Source organism: Pseudomonas sp. TE21435 (assembly GCF_056279265.1).
In genome coordinates, this window is sequence record NZ_JBWBQZ010000001.1 from 2,990,925 (window position 1) to 3,006,668 (window position 15,744).

Below are 15,744 nucleotides of genomic sequence, written 5' to 3' on the forward strand. Positions count from 1 at the left end.
CGCATGCCCGACAATAACAAGATCATCCTCCATGCCCCGCTCGCCGGGCCGCTGGTGCCGCTGGAGCAAGTGCCAGACCCGGTGTTCAGCAGCGCCACCCTCGGTGACGGCGTCGCCATCGACCCACTCAACGACGTGCTGCACGCCCCGTGTGCCGGCGAGGTGGTGCAACTGGCCCGCACCGGCCACGCGCTGACCCTGCGCGCAACCAACGGCGCGGAAATCCTCCTGCATATCGGTGTCGACACCGTGCAACTGCAGGGCCGTGGTTTCTCGCCGTTGGTGGCGCTGGGCGACCAGGTCAGCCAAGGCCAGCCGCTGGTGCGCTTCGACATGGACCAAGTGGCGCAGCACTGTGTCAGCCTGGTTACGGTGATGCTGATCAGCAATGGCCCTGGCTTTGGCCTGAGGCGATTGGAGGCAGGCAATGCGCAACTTGGCGCGGCGCTGCTGGAGGTCGAGGCCATGGCTCGCGAAGCGAATGCCCGGCCGGTCAGCCATGAAAGCGCGCGCGGTCATGCCCGGGTCGCTCATCACGGCGGCCTGCACGCCCGCCCCGCCGCCTTGCTGCGCCAGACTGCGCAAGGCTTCCAGAGCCGAGCCATGCTGCGCTTCGCCGAGCGCGAGGCCGACCTCGACAGCCTGGTGGCGGTCATGGGCCTGGGTGTTGGCGAAGGTGCCGAAGTCGAACTGATCTGCACCGGGCCGGACAGCCAGGTCGCGCTGCAGGCGTTGATCGCCGCCGTACAGACGGCCTCGGTCGGTGAGCGCCATGCCGCGCATGCGCCAACCAGCACCGCCATGCCCAAGCCCGCTGCCGGGCCCGGCATGCTTACCGGTGTCTGCGCCGCCCCCGGCCTGGCCCAAGGGCCGCTGGCCCGGCTGGACGGGGTCAGCCTGCCGCCCGACAACGGCGACAACGACCCCGCCGCACAGCACCACGCGTTGAACACGGCCTTGGCCGACGTGCGCCACGCCATCGACCGCGACTGGCGCCACCTGCCGCGCGGCCAGGAGGACGCAGCCGCGATCCTCGAGGCCCACCTGGCCTTGCTCGACGATCCGGCCCTGCTCGGCGACGCCCGCCAGCATATCGCCAACGGCGTCGCCGCCAGCCATGCCTGGAGCCGTGCCATCGATGCCCAATGCCAGATCCTGCGTAGCCTGGGCAACCCGTTGCTGGCCGAACGCGCCAACGACCTGTACGACCTGCAGCAGCGTGTTCTGCGGGCCTTGCTTGGTGAAACCCGGCAACTGCGCCTGCCGCCCTCGGCCATTGTCGTCGCCCATGAACTGACGCCCTCCGACCTGCTGCTACTGGCCCGCCATGAGGTCGCCGGGCTGTGCATGGCCGCCGGCGGCGCCACCTCGCACGTCGCCATCCTTGCCCGCGCCCGCGGCCTGCCGTGCCTGGTGGCCGTGGGCGAAGCGCTGCTGGAGTTGCCCGCCGGCACGCCGCTGGTGCTGGACGCCGACCAGGGCCGCCTGGAAACCGAGGCTGATGCGCAGCGTCTGGCCGAGGTGCGTCAGCATGTGCAGCAGCGCCGCGAAACCCGCCAACGCCAGCAGGCCGCCGCCCAGCAAAGCGCCCGCACCCGTGATGGCCAACTGATCGAGGTCGCTGCCAATGTCGCCAGTGCCGAGGAAGCCGCCGAGGCCTTGGCCCAAGGCGCCGACGGCATCGGCCTGCTGCGCAGCGAGTTCCTGTTCATCGACCGCCCCACCGCGCCGGACGAGACGGAGCAGCGCAGCGCCTACCAGGCCGTGCTCGATGCCATGGGCGAGCGTCCGGTGATCATCCGTACCATTGATGTAGGCGGCGACAAGCAGCTCGACTACCTGCCCCTGCCGGCCGAGGCCAACCCGGTACTGGGCCTGCGCGGCATCCGCCTGGGCCAGGTACGCCCGGAACTGCTCGACCAGCAGTTGCGCGCGCTGCTGCAAGTCAGCCCGCAACAGCGTTGCCGGATCATGCTGCCGATGGTGACCGAAGTCGACGAGCTGATCGCCATCCGCCAGCGCCTGGACCGGCTGGCCGGCGAGCTGGGCATCGCGCAACGCGCCGAGCTGGGGGTGATGATCGAAGTCCCCGCCGCGGCGCTGCTCGCCGAGCGCCTGGCCGAACATGCCGATTTCTTCTCCATCGGCACCAACGACCTGTCCCAGTACACCTTGGCCATGGACCGCGACCACGCCGGCCTGGCTGCGCGGGTGGATGCCTTGCACCCCGCCCTGCTGCGCCTGATCGAGCTGACCTGCCAGGGCGCGGCGAAGCACAGGCGCTGGGTCGGCGTGTGCGGCGCGCTGGCCTCCGACCCGCTGGCCACGCCAGTGCTGGTCGGCCTGGGCGTGGCCGAGCTGTCGGTCAGCGCGCCGCAGATCGGCGAGATCAAGGCGCAGGTGCGCCAGCTCGATGCCACCGCCTGCCGCCGCTTCAGCCAAGGCCTGCTGGGCTTGTCCAGCGCCGCCGCGGTGCGCCAGGCCTGCCGCGACTTCACCGCCCAGTCCCACGCCCAACCGGCCGCCGCCGCGGCCCTACAACAATAATCGGAGCGCACCATGTACCAGCACTTCATCCAGGGCCTGCAACGGCTCGGCCGCGCCTTGATGCTGCCCATCGCCATCCTGCCCATCGCCGGCCTGCTGCTGCGCCTGGGCGACACCGACCTGCTCGACATCGCCCTGGTGCACGACGCAGGGCAAGCGATCTTCGCCAACCTGGCGCTGATCTTCGCCGTCGGCATCGCCGTGGGCTTCGCCCGCGACAACAACGGCACCGCCGGCCTGGCCGGGGCCATCGGCTACCTGGTGCTGGTGGCGACGCTGAAGGTGATCGATGCGAAGATCGACATGGGCATGCTCGCCGGGATCATCTGCGGTCTGCTCGGCGGTGGCCTGTACAACCGCTTCAAGGACATCCAGCTGCCGGACTACCTGGCGTTCTTCGGCGGCCGGCGCTTCGTGCCGATTGCCACCGGGGTGTCGGCGGTGTTCCTCGGGCTGCTGTTCGGACTTATCTGGCCACCGATCCAGCATGGCATCAACGACCTTGGCCAACTGATGCTGGAGAGCGGCAGCATCGGCGCGTTCTTCTTCGGTGTGCTCAACCGCCTGCTGATCATCACCGGCCTGCACCACATCCTCAACAACCTGGTGTGGTTCGTCTTCGGCAGCTTCCAGGCGGCCAGCGGCCAGGTGGTGACCGGCGACCTGGCGCGCTTCTTCGCCGGTGACCCGAACGCCGGGCAGTTCATGGCCGGCATGTTCCCGGTGATGATCTTCGGCCTGCCCGCCGCGTGCCTGGCCATGTACCGCCACGCCCTGCCGGCCCGGCGCAAGCTGATCGGTGGCGTGCTGTTGTCGATGGCACTGACCTCGGCGCTGACCGGGGTGACCGAGCCAATCGAGTTCGCCTTCATGTTCCTCGCGCCGCTGCTGTACCTGATCCACGCGCTGCTCACCGGAGTGTCCATGGCGGTCTGCGACCTGCTGGGCATCCGCCTGGGCTTCACCTTCTCCGGCGGCGCCATCGACATGGCCCTGGGCTGGGGGCGCTCCAGCAATGGTTGGCTGGTGTTCCCTGTAGGCCTGCTGTATGCGGTGGTCTACTACTTCGTGTTCGACTTCTGTATCCGCCGCTTCGACCTCAAGACACCAGGGCGCGAGGAACAACCCGGCAACGAAGCGGCGGCCGACGTGGAGGTGCCCAGGGCCCGGCGCTATATCGACGCACTGGGCGGCGCCGCCAACCTGCAAGGGGTGGACGCCTGCACCACGCGCCTGCGCCTGGTACTGGCCGATCGCGGCCTGGCCCAGGACCAGGCCTTGAAAGCCCTCGGCGCCATGGCGGTGGTACGGCCTGGCAGCGGCGGCAGCCTCCAAGTGGTGGTGGGGCCGATGGCTGATGCGCTGGCCGATGAGATCCGTGGTGAGCTACCCCATGCGCGGGTGACGGCACCGGTAGCCGAGAAGGCCGCCGTGGTCACCGAGACAGTCGTCGTGGATGAATGGCTGCAGGCCCTGGGCGGGCGCGACAATCTGCTGGAAGCGCAGTGCGTGGCCTCGAGCCGGGTGCGGGTGCAAGTCAGGGATGAGAGCAAGGTGGCACAGGATCACCTGGCCGCCTTGGGATGCCTGGGAGTGAGTCCGCAGGCGGGTGGCGTGTGGCATCTGCTGGTAGGTGGCAAGGCGCCTGCGCTGGGCGCCGCCTTGCAAGGCTGAAAAGCATCGCGGGGCAAGTCGCATCGGCGCACCGCCGCTCCCACGATTTTGCTTCGTGAGAGCGGCGGTGCGCCGATGCGACTTGCCCCGCGATGTCATTCAACGCTTTCCTAGAAATCGGCCAGCGGCCAGACCTCATAGGCAGGTGTTTCATACGGGTGGCTCTGCTTGAGCGCAGCGACCACCTGGGCGATCAGCGCATCAGCCACCACCAGCTCCACCTTCCACTCCTCAACCACCTCGACCTGACCGGTCTGCCCGAGGTACGGCTGGCTGCCGTGCAACGGGCGGAACTGGCCCTGGCCGAGGGTCTGCCAGGCGCAGTGGTCATAGTCGCCAATGCGCCCGCCTCCAGCGGCGAACACGGCGGCCTTGACCACTTCGACATGGCTGTCGGGGACGAAGAAGGCGAGCTTGTACACGCCTTAGTTCACCCACACCCGCGCGTTGCGGAACATGCGCATCAGGGCTGCGTCTTCCTGCCACTCATCCGGGCGCCAGGAGTTCTGCACGGCGCGGAACATACGCTCCGGGTGCGGCATCATGATGGTCACTCGGCCGTCGCGGCTGGTCAGGCCGGTGATCCCGCGCGGCGAGCCGTTCGGGTTGGCCGGGTAGGCTTCGGTGACCTTGCCGTGGTTGTCGACGTAGCGCAGGGCCACGCAACCGGACAGGTCGGCTTCCAGCAGTGCCTCTTCGCTGGCGAATTCGGCATGGCCTTCACCGTGGGCGATGGCGATCGGCATGCGCGAACCAGCCATGCCCTGCAGGAAGATCGAGTTGGACTTCTGCACCTCGACCATGGCCACACGGGCTTCGAACTGCTCCGAGCGGTTGCGCACGAAGTGCGGCCAGTACTCGGTGCCCGGGATCAGCTCGTGCAGGTTGGACATCATCTGGCAACCGTTGCACACGCCCAGGGCGAAGCTGTCGGTACGCTCGAAGAAGGCCTGGAAGGCATCGCGGGCACGGGCGTTGAACAGCGCCGACTTGGCCCAACCCTCACCGGCACCGAGCACGTCGCCGTAGGAGAAGCCGCCGCAGGCCACCAGGCCCTTGAACGCTTCGAAATCGACACGACCAGACAGGATGTCGCTCATGTGCACGTCGACGGCGGCGAAGCCGGCGCGGTCGAAGGCCGCGGCCATCTCGACCTGGCCGTTGACGCCCTGCTCGCGCAGGATCGCCACTTGCGGGCGCACGCCTTTCTTGATGTACGGGGCGGCGATGTCTTCGTTGACGTCATAGCCGAGCTTGACCGAGAGGCCTGGGTTGTCTTCCTCGAGCAGCGCGTCGAACTCCTGGTCGGCGCAGTCGGCGTTGTCGCGCAGGCGCTGGACCTGGTAGCTGGTCTCGGCCCACTGGCGCTGCAGCAGGCGACGGTCGCCCTTGAACAGCTCTTCGCCTTCGAACTTGATCAGTACTTCACCGTTGTTGATCGGCTGGCCGATCACCGCGACGCAATCCTCGCCCAGGCCTGCGGCGCTGAACTGCGCCAGCACATCCGGCGTGGCGTCCTGACGGACCTGGATCACCGCGCCCAGTTCTTCGTTGAAGAGGATGGCCGCGACTTTCTCGCGCTTGCTGGTCAGGGTGCCCAGCTCCACATCCAGGCCGCAGTGGCCGGCGAAGGCCATCTCCAGCACGGTGGTCAGCAGGCCACCGTCGGAACGGTCGTGGTAGGCCAGCAGGTGGCCGTCTTCGTTGAGGCCCTGGATCACCGCGAAGAACGCCTTGAGGTCCTCGGCGTCGTCGACGTCCGGCGCCTGGGCAGCCAGCTTGCCGTGGGTCTGCGCCAGGATCGAGGCGCCCATGCGGTTCTTGCCGCGGCCCAGGTCGATCAGGATCAGGTCGGTCTCGCCCTTGTCCATGCGCAGCTGCGGGGTCAGGGTCTTGCGGATATCGGTGACCGGGGCGAAGCCGGTGATGATCAGCGACATCGGCGAGGTAACGCTCTTCTGCTCGCCGGCTTCGCTCCACTGGGTCTTCATCGACATCGAGTCTTTACCGACCGGGATGGTGATGCCCAGTTCCGGGCACAGCTCCATGCCGACGGCCTTGACGGTGTCGTACAGGCGGGCGTCTTCGCCCGGGTGGCCGGCGGCGGACATCCAGTTGGCCGACAGTTTGATGTCGGACAGCTTCTCGATGCGCGAGGCAGCCAGGTTGGTCAGGGTTTCGCCGATTGCCATGCGCCCGGACGCCGGGGCGTCGAGCAGGGCCAGCGGGGTACGCTCGCCCATGGCCATGGCTTCGCCGGTGTAGACGTCGAAGCTGGTGGCGGTGACGGCGCAGTCGGCCACCGGTACCTGCCACGGGCCGACCATCTGGTCGCGGGCCACGAGGCCGGTGATGGTGCGGTCGCCGATGGTGATCAGGAAGCTCTTGCTGGCCACGGCCGGGTGACGCAGCACGCGCTCGACCGAGTCGGTCAGGTCCAGCGTGCTCGGATCGAACTCATCGCCCAGCTCCGCTTCGCGAGTGACCGAACGGTGCATGCGCGGCGGCTTGCCCAGCAGCACGTCCAGCGGCATGTCCACCGGGGTGTTGTCGAAGTGGCTGTCGGTAACGGTCAGGTGTTGCTCTTCGGTGGCCTCGCCGACCACTGCGAACGGGCAACGCTCGCGCTCGCAGATGGCCTGGAAGCGCTCGAAGTCCTCGGCGCTGACGGCCAGCACGTAGCGCTCCTGCGATTCGTTGGACCAGATTTCGTGCGGGGCCATGCCCGGCTCGTCGTTGGGCACGTTGCGCAGCTCGAAGCGACCACCACGGCCACCGTCGTTGACCAGCTCGGGGAAGGCGTTGGAAATGCCGCCGGCGCCGACGTCGTGGATAAAGGCGATGGGGTTCTTGTCACCCAGCTGCCAGCAGCGGTCGATGACCTCCTGGCAACGACGCTCCATTTCCGGGTTCTCGCGCTGCACCGAGGCGAAGTCCAGGTCGGCGGAGCTGGCGCCGGTGGCAACCGACGAAGCGGCGCCGCCACCCAGGCCGATCAGCATGGCCGGGCCGCCAAGCACGATCAGCTTGGCGCCGACGGTGATCTCGCCCTTCTGCACGTGGTCTTCACGGATGTTGCCCATGCCGCCGGCCAGCATGATCGGCTTGTGGTAGCCACGGACTTCCTCGCCGTGCGGGGTGTTGATGCCCTGCTCGAAGGTACGGAAGTAGCCGGTCAGGGCCGGGCGACCGAATTCGTTGTTGAACGCGGCGCCGCCCAGCGGGCCTTCGATCATGATGTCGAGGGCGTCGACGATGCGCTCGGGCTTGCCGTACGGCTTTTCCCAAGGCTGCTCGAAACCGGGGATGCGCAGGTTGGAGACGGTGAAACCGGTCAGGCCGGCCTTGGGCTTGGCACCACGGCCGGTGGCGCCTTCGTCGCGGATTTCGCCGCCGGAGCCGGTGGAGGCGCCGGAGAACGGGGCGATGGCGGTCGGGTGGTTGTGCGTCTCGACCTTCATCAGGATGTGCACCGGCTCCTGTACCGCGCCGTACTGGCGGGTCTCAGGGTTCGGGAAGAAGCGCCCGGCCACCGAACCGACGATCACCGAGGCGTTGTCCTTGTAGGCCGACAGCACGCCTTCGTTGTGCATCTGGTAGGTGTTCTTGATCATGCCGAACAGGCTCTTCTCTTGCGCCTGGCCGTCGATGTCCCAGCTGGCGTTGAAGATCTTGTGGCGGCAGTGCTCGGAGTTGGCCTGGGCGAACATCATCAGTTCGATGTCGTTCGGGTTGCGCGCAAGGCCCTGGAAGGCGGCGACCAGGTAGTCGATCTCGTCTTCGGCCAGGGCCAGGCCCAGGTCGATGTTGGCCTGGGCCAGGGCGGCGCGGCCACCGGCCAGGATGTCGACCGAGGTCATCGGCTTGGGCTGGGCGTGGCTGAACAGGTCGGCGGCGTCTTCCAGCTTGCCCAGCACGCGCTGGGTCATGCGGTCGTGCAGCTCGGCGGCGATGGCCTGGGCGTCGGCGTCATTGATGTTGCCGGCGACGTAGTAGGCGATGCCGCGCTCCAGGCGCTGGATCGACTGCAGGCCGCAGTTGTGGGCGATGTCGCTGGCCTTGGATGCCCAGGGCGAGATGGTGCCCAGGCGCGGCACGACCAGGAACAGGCGGCCGCTCGGCTCCTGTACCGGCACGCTCGGGCCGTACTTGAGCAGACGGCCCAGCACCTGCTGCTGGTCGGCGGTCAGCTCGCCGTCGACGTCGGCGAAGTGGGCGAATTCGGCATACAAACCAGTAACAGCGGGGACTTTCTGGCTCAGTTGCTCGAGTAATTTACCGTGGCGAAAGGCAGAAAGGGCAGGAGCGCCGCGCAGGATCAACATCGTCGGGACAGCCTCAGGAAGGGGTGTGCTTAGAGGCCGTGCATTCTAGCCTAATTCGCAGGCTTTCGGCACCCGCTCTAAGCCAATGCTGCCGGGCGGTGGAACCGGACTTGCGGGTCAAAAAAATCGCGGGTATTTCATCGTGGGAGCGGGCTTGCCCCGCGATGACACCTACCGGCAAAGAGACTGCCTGAGCGGGCGAATCGCGGGGCAAGCCCGCTCCCACGACCTGCTCCGCCCTGTCGCAGGCACAGTGACGTGCTAGCAGACCTGCCAACCATTGTCGAGATATGGCGCCGGCAGTCCTTTGCGTATACTGCACCCTATGTTCGCCCACACTGCTTTGCGCCAGCGTTGCGCCAAATGGCTCTTCGCAACCGGACTCTTCCTGATGCTCGGTGCCTGCGTTGAAAAACCCAGCACCCTCGAGCGCGTCAAGGAGGATGGCGTATTGCGCGTGATTACCCGCAACAGCCCGGCGACCTACTTCCAGGACCGCAACGGCGAAACCGGTTTCGAGTACGAACTGGTCAAGCGCTTCGCCGATGACCTGGGGGTGAAGCTCGAGATCGAGACCGCCGACAACCTTGACCAATTGTTCGACCAACTGGGCAAGCCCTCCGGCCCGGTACTGGCCGCCGCCGGCCTGGTCAGCAGCGAGCGCCGCGCCAGCCAGGCGAAGTTCTCCCACCCGTATCTCGAGGTGACCCCGCAGGTCATCTACCGCAACGGCCGCTCGCGCCCCACCAATGCCAAGGGCCTGGTGGGCAAAAAGATCATGGTGCTCAAGGGCAGCAGCCACGCCGACCAGCTGGCCGAGCTGAAAAAGCAGAATCCGGGGCTGGAATACGAAGAATCCGACGCCGTCGAAGTGGTCGACCTGCTGCGCATGGTCGACGAAGGCCAGATCGACCTGACCCTGGTCGACTCCAACGAACTGGCCATGAACCAGGTCTACTTCCCCAACGTGCGCGTGGCCTTCGACCTGGGCGACACCCGTGACCAGCGCTGGGCGGTGGCCGCCGGCGAAGACAACAGCCTGCTCAACGAGATCAACGAGTTTCTCGACAAGTCGCAGAAGAACGGCACGCTTCAACGCCTGAAGGACCGTTACTACGGCCATGTCGATGTGCTGGGCTACGTCGGTGCCTACACCTTCGCCCAGCACCTGCAGCAACGCCTGCCCAAGTACGAGAAACACTTCAAGACCAGCTCCAAGGTCGAACAGGTGGACTGGCGGCTGCTGGCCGCGATCGGCTACCAGGAATCGATGTGGCAGCCGGAAGTCACCTCCAAGACCGGTGTGCGCGGCCTGATGATGCTGACCCAGCGCACCGCCCAGGCCATGGGCGTGTCCAACCGCCTGGACCCCCGGCAGAGCATCCAGGGCGGCGCCAAGTACTTCATGCTGGTCAAGGACCAGCTCGACGACAGCATCAAGGAGCCGGACCGCACCTGGTTCGCCCTGGCGGCCTACAACGTTGGCAGCGGCCACCTCGAAGACGCCCGCACCCTGGCCAGGCGCGAAGGCCTGAACCCGAACAAGTGGCTGGACGTGAAGAAGATGCTGCCGCGCCTGTCGCAGAAGCAGTGGTACAGCAAGACCAAGTACGGTTATGCCCGGGGCGGCGAGCCGGTGCATTTCGTCGCCAACATCCGTCGTTACTACGACATCCTCACCTGGGTCACGCAGCCGCAGCTCGAAGGCCAGGTGGCCGAGGGCAACCTGCATGTGCCGGCGGTGAACAAGGACAAGCCAGCGGAGCAAGCGGCGCCGATGTGAGTCTTCAAGGCCACTTCACCGGCAAGCCAGCTCCCCCAATCGCCCTTCTAAAGCCGAGCGCCATCCTGTGGGAGCTGGCTTGCCAGCGATGAGGCCGGCGCGGGTTAGCCCTTGGCCCGCCGAGCCTTGAAAAACTCGCTGAGGATCGCGCCACATTCCTCGGCCAGCACTCCCCCCTCGTACATCACCCGATGGTTGAGAAAACCCTGGGTGAAGAACTGCCCCTGGCTCTGCACGATCCCCGCCTTGGGCTCTAGCGCCCCATACACCACCCGCGCCACCCGCGAATGGACGATCAGCCCCGCGCACATGCTGCACGGTTCCAGCGTCACGTACAGGGTGCTGCCCGGCAGGCGGTAGTTGCTGGCGGACTTGGCCGCAGCGCGGATCGCCACCATCTCGGCGTGGGCGCTGGGGTCGCTGTCGAGGATCGGCCGGTTGAAGCCCTGGCCGAGCACCTGGCCGTGCTGCACCAGCACCGCCCCCACCGGCACCTCGCCCAGGGCCGCGCCCTGGGCCGCCAGTTCGAGGGCCAGGCGCATGAATTCCTGATCGCGGCTGCGATCGATGATCTGCGGACGCATCAGACCACCGCTATCGCGGCCATCAGGCCGGTTTCCATGTGGTCGATGACATGGCAGTGGAACATCCAGGTGCCCGGGTTATCCGCCACCAGCGCCACCTGCGCCCGCTCGTTCTTGCCCAGCAGGTAGGTATCGGTGAACCACGGCTCGACGATCTTACGCCGATTGGAGGCGATCACCTTGAAACTCATGCCGTGCAGGTGGATCGGGTGCTGGTACTGGGTCATGTTCTTCAGCTCGAGGATATAGCTCTTGCCCTTCTGCAGCGTAGCGATGGGCCGGTCGGCGCAAGTCTTGTCGGTGATGTCCCAGGCTTGGCCGTTGATCTGCCACAGGCTCGGCGGCTTGCCGTTCTCGGTGTTCACCGAAACCTTGCCGACCCATTCGAAATTGAAGTTGAGCTTCTCGGCGTTCTCCAGGTCCGGCTCGGCAACCGGGTTCGGCGGCAGCGCCTTGGGCCAGTCGCCTGGAGCGTCGCTGCTGGCCACCGAGCGCAAGGTACCCAGGCGCACGAAGCCGTCACGCAACGAGACCTCCTCGCCCGCCTCGGGAATGCGGATCGCCAGGCAGATGCGCATGCCGGGGCCAAGCCAGTATTCCTCGTCTAGCGGGCGCGGGGTGATCGGGTTGCCATCGAGGGCGTAGATCATCGCCTCGCAGTTGCCCTTGAGGTTCAAGCGATAGGTCCAGGTGTTGTCCAGGTTCAACAGACGCACCCGCACCACCTGTCCGGCCGGCAGCTCCGTAACCGACTCGGCCTGGCCATTGATAGTGATCAGCCGCCCGGCCGTGCCGTTGCGTGCCGCCTCGCGAGGGATGCTGAACGGCAACCAGGCGCCCTGCTCGTCCACGTGCCAGTTCTTCAGGCTCAGCGTGCGTTCGTGCTTGAAACCGGTCGGCTCGCGCTCTTCGACGATCAGTGGGCCAACCAGCCCGCGCCCCAGCTCCTCGGAGCTGCTTACATGGGGGTGGTACCAGTAACTGCCGGCATCCGGCACACGGAACTTGTAGTCGAAATATTCACCGGGCTTGACCGGCAACTGCGACACGTACGGCACGCCGTCCATTTCCAGCGGCAGGCGGATGCCATGCCAGTGAATGGTGGTTTCCACCGGCAAGTGGTTGATGAAGCGCACCCGCAGCCACGTACCCTGGCGCACCCGCAGCTCGGTCCCCGGCGCCGACGGGCCGAAGGCCCAGGCCTCGGTCTTGAACCCCGGCACCAGCTCGACGTCCAGCGGTGCGGCGATCAGCTCGTAGTCGTGCCCAGCGTTGTCGTCATCGACCTTGCCCAGCCAGTAACGCGCCGCGCCACCGGCGCCCAGGCCTACCACCACAAGGCCGGTCAGGCCCTTGAGCATTTGTCGACGGGTAAAGGACATCGGTGCGGGTACCTCGTTTCTGCGCGATCAAGCTGCCAGCAGGGCTGGCGATGAAGGGCGAATACGATACACCTGCATTTGCGAAATATTAAGTGAAGTCTTGTCGCAGGGCTGTTCGTTGCCGAAGCGATGGGGCGGTACACCTGCAGGAGTCGCTGGCCTGCTTCGCGAGCAAGCCCTACACGCCTTCCCGCTTACCAGCGCGAGACCTGAGCCTCCCCCCAGATACGACAAGGGCGCCTTGCGGCGCCCTTGTGGCTCAACTCATTCCCACTCGATAGTGGCCGGCGGCTTGCTCGACACGTCGTAGGTGACGCGGGAGATGCCGTCGATTTCGTTGATGATACGGCCGCTGACGGTTTCCAGCAGTTCGTACGGCAGGTGCGCCCAGCGCGCGGTCATGAAGTCCACGGTCTCGACGGCACGCAGGGCCACGACCCAGGCGTAGCGACGGCCGTCGCCGACGACGCCGACCGACTTGACCGGCTGGAACACCACGAACGCCTGGCTGGTCTTGTGGTACCAGTCGGCCTTGCGCAGTTCTTCGATGAAGATGTGGTCGGCGCGACGCAGGATGTCGGCGTATTCCTTCTTCACTTCACCGAGGATGCGCACGCCCAGGCCCGGGCCCGGGAACGGGTGGCGGTAGACCATGTCGTACGGCAGGCCCAGCTCCAGGCCGATCTTGCGCACTTCGTCCTTGAACAGCTCACGCAGGGGCTCGACCAGCTTGAGGTTCATTTCCTCCGGCAGGCCGCCGACGTTGTGGTGCGACTTGATCACGTGGGCCTTGCCGCTCTTGGCGCCGGCCGACTCGATCACGTCGGGGTAGATGGTGCCCTGGGCAAGGAACTGGATGTTCTCCAGCTTGCTGGCCTCGGCATCGAACACGTCGATGAAGGTGCGGCCGATGATCTTGCGCTTCTTCTCAGGGTCCGCTTCGCCTTCCAGATTGTCGAGGAACTGCTTCTCGGCATCGGCGCGGATCACCTTGACGCCCATGTTCTCCTTGAACATGGCCATCACCTGGTCGCCTTCGTGCAGGCGCAGCAGGCCGTTGTCGACGAACACGCAGGTCAGCTGGTCGCCGATGGCGCGGTGCAGCAGCGCGGCAACAACCGAGCTGTCGACGCCGCCGGACAGGCCCAGCAGGACGTTGGCCGAACCGACCTGTGCACGGACCTGGGCGATGGCGTCCTCGACGATGTTCGAGGCAGTCCACAGCGCTTCACAGCCGCATATGTCCTGGACGAAGCGCGACAGGATGCGACCGCCTTGCTTGGTGTGGGTCACTTCCGGGTGGAACTGCACGCCGTAGTAGCCCAGGGCATCGTCGTACATGCCGGCGATCGGGCAGCTCGGAGTGCTGGCCAGCACGCTGAAGTTGCCTGGCATCTGGGTGACCTTGTCGCCGTGGCTCATCCACACGTCCAGGCCCAGCACGCCGTCATCGTCGACATGGTCTTCGATGCCGTCGAGCAGGCGGCTCTTACCGACCACGTCGACGCGGGCGTAACCGAACTCGCGCAGGTCGGAACCTTCGACCTTGCCGCCCATCTGCTCGGCCATGGTCTGCATGCCGTAGCAGATGCCCAGCACGGGTACTTTCAGGTCGAACACGGCCTGCGGCGCGCGTGGGCTGTTGGCTTCGTGGACCGACTCGGGGCCACCGGCCAGGATGATGCCGCGCGGGTTGAATTCGCGGATCGCTTCATCGTCCATGTCGAACGGGTGCAGCTCGCAATACACACCGATCTCGCGCACGCGGCGGGCGATCAGCTGGGTGTACTGGGAACCGAAATCGAGGATCAGGATACGGTGAGCGTGAATGTCGAGGGCCATGACTCAATCTCGTCAGTGGAAATCGGAAACGACGCGGGGCTGTGTATGACAGCCCCGTTCGGTAATTGCTGGAAGCCTCAGCCTACGCGGTAGTTAGGGGCTTCTTTGGTGATCTGCACGTCATGCACGTGGGACTCGGCCATGCCGGCACCGGTGATGCGCACGAACTCCGGCTTGGTACGCATCTCTTCGATGGTCGCGCTGCCGGTGTAGCCCATGGACGAACGCAGGCCGCCCATCAGCTGGTGGATGATCGCGGCCAGGGCGCCCTTGTACGGCACGCGGCCTTCGATACCTTCCGGCACCAGCTTCTCGGCGCCGGCCGAGGAGTCCTGGAAGTAACGGTCGGACGAGCCTTGCGCCTGTGCCATGGCACCCAGCGAGCCCATGCCGCGGTAGGCCTTGTAGGAACGGCCCTGGAACAGTTCGACTTCGCCCGGCGCTTCTTCGGTACCGGCGAACATCGAGCCCATCATCACGCAGGACGCACCGGCGACGATGGCCTTGGACAGGTCACCCGAGAAACGGATGCCGCCGTCGGCGATCAGTGGCACGCCAGTGCCTTCCAGTGCGGCGGCGACGTTGGCGATGGCGCTGATCTGCGGCACGCCGACACCGGCGACGATACGGGTGGTGCAGATCGAGCCTGGGCCGATACCGACCTTGACCGCGTCGGCGCCGGCTTCTGCCAGGGCCTTGGCGGCGGCGCCGGTGGCGATGTTGCCGCCGATCACCTGCACTTGCGGGTAGGTTTCTTTCACCCAACGCACGCGGTCGATCACGCCTTTGGAGTGACCGTGGGCGGTGTCGACCACCACCACGTCAACGCCGGCGGCTACCAGGGCGGCAACACGCTCGCCGGTGTCCTTGCCGGTACCGACCGCGGCGCCGACGCGCAGGCGACCCTGGTCGTCCTTGCTGGCCAGCGGGTAGGCCTTGGCCTTCTCGATGTCCTTGACGGTCATCATGCCCTTGAGGGCGAACTTGTCGTCGACGATCAGGACTTTTTCCAGGCGGTGCTTGTGCAGCAGCTCGCGGACTTCGTTCTTGTCGGCGCCTTCGCGGACGGTGACCAGACGCTCTTTGGGGGTCATCACGTCGCGGACCTTGGCGTCCAGGCGGGTTTCGAAGCGCACGTCGCGGGAGGTGACGATGCCGACCAGGTCACCGTTTTCCAGCACCGGAACACCGGAGATGTTGTTCAGGCGGGTCAGGTCGAACAGGTCGCGCACGGTGGCGTCGGCGTCGATGGTGATCGGGTCCTTGACCACGCCAGCCTCGAACTTCTTGACCTTGCGTACTTCGCCGGCCTGCTGCTCGATGGTCATGTTCTTGTGGATGATGCCGATGCCGCCTTCCTGGGCCATGGCGATGGCCAGGCGCGCTTCGGTCACGGTATCCATGGCGGCGGAGACCAGGGGAATGTTCAGCTCGATGCCACGAGTCAAACGGGTCTTGAGACTGACTTCATTGGGCAGTACCTCGGAGTAGCCAGGTACAAGGAGGATATCGTCGAAGGTCAGGGCTTCTTGGCTGATACGCAGCATCGCGGGGGCTCCCGGGAGGGAAAAATGGAAGCGCGCCATTATACCCATCCATGGCGCGCC

Annotated in this window: 9 protein-coding genes; 3 read left to right on the plus strand and 6 right to left on the minus strand. The window is 66.2% G+C overall.

Going from position 1 to position 15,744, the window contains the following annotated elements; translation table 11 throughout:
- The first annotated feature begins 3 nt into the window (after positions 1–3).
- Positions 4–2,547, plus strand: coding sequence for a phosphoenolpyruvate--protein phosphotransferase (ptsP, locus tag ACZ9C1_RS13480; protein ID WP_457378870.1), 2,544 nt, complete (start codon positions 4–6; stop codon positions 2,545–2,547).
- Positions 2,548–2,559: 12 nt separating this feature from the next.
- Entirely contained in the window at positions 2,560–4,221 is a 1,662-nt protein-coding gene (nagE, locus tag ACZ9C1_RS13485; protein ID WP_476254062.1) for an N-acetylglucosamine-specific PTS transporter subunit IIBC, read from the plus strand.
- A gap of 110 nt (positions 4,222–4,331) precedes the next feature.
- Here the strand turns inward: nagE and ACZ9C1_RS13490 are convergent, their stop codons facing one another.
- Together ACZ9C1_RS13490 and purL are read right to left on the minus strand one after the other, a co-directional pair.
- On the minus strand, positions 4,332–4,643 hold the full coding sequence (locus ACZ9C1_RS13490) for a YqfO family protein (RefSeq protein WP_023632229.1): 312 nt from the start codon (positions 4,641–4,643) through the stop codon (positions 4,332–4,334).
- A gap of 3 nt (positions 4,644–4,646) precedes the next feature.
- Positions 4,647–8,546: a phosphoribosylformylglycinamidine synthase gene (purL, locus tag ACZ9C1_RS13495; RefSeq protein ID WP_476254063.1), complete on the minus strand. Its 3,900-nt coding sequence runs from the start codon at positions 8,544–8,546 to the stop codon at positions 4,647–4,649.
- A 325-nt stretch (positions 8,547–8,871) separates the two neighbouring features.
- On the opposite strand from purL, the gene mltF reads away from it, so the two are divergent.
- Complete coding sequence (gene mltF, locus ACZ9C1_RS13500) at positions 8,872–10,329, plus strand: membrane-bound lytic murein transglycosylase MltF (RefSeq protein ID WP_110699821.1); 1,458 nt, start codon at positions 8,872–8,874, stop codon at positions 10,327–10,329.
- Positions 10,330–10,433: 104 nt separating this feature from the next.
- Here the strand turns inward: mltF and tadA are convergent, their stop codons facing one another.
- From tadA to guaB, 4 genes are all read right to left on the minus strand, one after another.
- Positions 10,434–10,913 (minus strand): tRNA adenosine(34) deaminase TadA, encoded by a 480-nt coding sequence (tadA, locus tag ACZ9C1_RS13505; RefSeq protein WP_046854335.1) that lies wholly within the window; start codon positions 10,911–10,913, stop codon positions 10,434–10,436.
- Entirely contained in the window at positions 10,913–12,295 is a 1,383-nt protein-coding gene (locus ACZ9C1_RS13510) for a multicopper oxidase family protein (protein ID WP_476254064.1), read from the minus strand. The genes tadA and ACZ9C1_RS13510 overlap by 1 nt, the downstream gene beginning before the upstream one ends.
- 264 nt (positions 12,296–12,559) lie before the next feature.
- The gene (guaA, locus tag ACZ9C1_RS13515; RefSeq protein ID WP_011535447.1) at positions 12,560–14,137 is read right to left on the minus strand and encodes a glutamine-hydrolyzing GMP synthase; all 1,578 of its coding nucleotides are present in this window, start codon (positions 14,135–14,137) and stop codon (positions 12,560–12,562) included.
- A gap of 77 nt (positions 14,138–14,214) precedes the next feature.
- Entirely contained in the window at positions 14,215–15,684 is a 1,470-nt protein-coding gene (gene guaB / locus ACZ9C1_RS13520) for an IMP dehydrogenase (protein ID WP_023628475.1), read from the minus strand.
- Positions 15,685–15,744 lie beyond the last annotated feature (60 nt).